This window comes from Bacteroides cellulosilyticus DSM 14838, assembly GCF_000158035.1.
In the GTDB taxonomy this organism is placed as follows: Bacteria; Bacteroidota; Bacteroidia; order Bacteroidales; family Bacteroidaceae; genus Bacteroides; species Bacteroides cellulosilyticus.
Genome location: NZ_EQ973549.1, coordinates 1 through 1,114, shown reverse-complemented (window position 1 = coordinate 1,114; position 1,114 = coordinate 1). Strand labels below are relative to the sequence as shown.

The following is a 1,114-nucleotide window of genomic DNA, read 5'->3' as shown; positions in this document are numbered from 1 at the left end:
AAGTTGATGACCGCTAAGACTATCTTTAAGAATGAAGACGGTCACTTGTTCCGCCACCTCCGTTACACTTATACTTACGATACAGAAAATCGTGTGACCAGCAAAGAAGCCGCTAAGTGGGACAGTTCAAAAGAAGCCTGGGTTCCTTATTTCAAGATGGATGTTTCTTATACCAATAGTGAAGTTGAACTTAGTTATGCCCGTTGGAACTCCAAGAGTAACGCTTACGATAGCAATATTCAAAAGAGCTTTTACGAACTGAACGATGCTGACGCAACTTTGATGCTGGCAAGCACTAAATAAAGATATAGGCACCACTGAAAGCCGGATACGGAGAATTTATTTCTCTGGCATCCGGTTTTTTCGTTATTGGATTGTGGTGATAGCGGGTTAAGTCTCGCATCTGTAAGTCCGAATTTCATTAGGTGGAGCGGATAGCGAATGTACTGTTATGCGTGATTGGTGTACTGTTCTTTTATCAGGTAATATTCTTTTGTGCGTTGTATCAATGGATTCCGTTTGTACGTCTATCTCTTCTTCCGGTATTTCTATTACTGATATTGGTAGACAGATGCTATTGGCTACACAGTTCCCGTCAGTACTGCAAAAGCTGAGATAGGCGACTAACTCATCATCCTGCCAGTCTTCCGGGAGCTGTAGTCCGGCATGACAGTCAGAGCGCAGGGCTGCTTCTGTATCATAGACAGCCGCTTCCCTGTCTTTGTTATATACCAGTACCATCACAATATCTGTTCTCTCTGCATTCCCCATACCACTATTATCTTTCCAGTTGAAAGTCATTTGATGATTACTGACGGTGGCTGTCCCTTCAAATACCGGCATCAGGGTTCCCATAGAAACCAATGCCCGGTCAAAGTCTATTTTGATTTCTTTTCCACTGCCAGTCACGGCTCTTTTCAGTGTGTAGGACATAGCGGAGTTGAATGCGGATTTATCCTGTGTAAATTCCTTGTAGCCAATACGTATGAAAGGTTTTATAGCTTTCAGGAAGCTGAATGCCGTGGCGAATTTACTGCGTTGTTCCTGTTGTTTCGGTGTGCGCGGGTTGCTGACTTTGGCGGCCCGTGCGCGTATATAGTAGTTTGATTTCCAG

The 1,114-nt window shown here is 43.9% G+C and carries 2 protein-coding genes; one reads left to right on the top strand and one right to left on the bottom strand.

What is annotated here, in order from left to right; genetic code table 11:
• The coding region (locus tag BACCELL_RS25620; RefSeq protein WP_007215102.1) for a DUF3836 domain-containing protein at positions 1-303 on the top strand (303 nt) is incomplete at its 5' end.
• A gap of 87 nt (positions 304-390) precedes the next feature.
• On the opposite strand, the gene BACCELL_RS25615 is transcribed toward BACCELL_RS25620, so the two are convergent.
• Positions 391-1,114 (bottom strand): DUF6266 family protein (locus BACCELL_RS25615; RefSeq protein ID WP_007215101.1); only part of this gene is annotated, 724 nt, incomplete at its 5' end.